Annotated in this window: 1 protein-coding gene; it reads left to right on the top strand. The window is 62.3% G+C overall.

The window, feature by feature from the left end; translation table 11 throughout:
- Positions 1 to 95 precede the first annotated feature (95 nt).
- Positions 96 to 615 (top strand): ATP-binding protein (locus tag KMAL_RS16760; RefSeq protein WP_110096543.1); only part of this gene is annotated, 520 nt, incomplete at its 3' end.

Below are 615 nucleotides of genomic sequence, written 5' to 3'. Positions count from 1 at the left end.
GGTTCCCCGGCTCGATGCCCCACAGGCCCTGGTGCTCGAACACGAACCGTGCGCCGATACAGGGCGGTATGATATCCTGCGAAGGGACAGCCGCCATGCGTCATGATCCTGCTGCTGCTTCACTTGTCGTCATGCTCCGTGGATTGCGGATGTATGGCATGTCCCAGGCCACGGCCGACCTCATCGAGCAGGGCGCACCTGCCTTCGAGGCGACTATTCCCATCCTCTCACAACTCCTGAAGGCGGAACTGGCCGAACGCGAAGTGCGCTCCATCGCCTACCAGACAAAGACCGCCCGGTTCCCCGCCTATAAGGACCTGTCCGGGTTCTCCTTTGCCGATACGCAGGTCAACGAGCCCATGGTCCGCCACCTCCATGGCGGGGACTTCATCGAGCGTGCTGAAAATGTCGTGCTGATCGGCGGTCCGGGAACCGGGAAAACCCACCTGGCGACCGCGCTGGCCATCCAGGCGATCACCCATCACAGGAAGAAGGCGCGCTTCTGGTCAACGGTCGACCTGGTCAATGCGCTCGAACAGGAAAAGACCGCCAACCGGGCCGGGCAGATTGCCGACAGGCTGCTCCGCCTGGATCTCGTGATCCTTGATGAACTCG

Source organism: Novacetimonas maltaceti, assembly GCF_002906255.1.
Lineage (GTDB): Bacteria > Pseudomonadota > Alphaproteobacteria > Acetobacterales > Acetobacteraceae > Novacetimonas > Novacetimonas maltaceti.
This window is presented reverse-complemented; position numbering and strand designations above follow the sequence as displayed.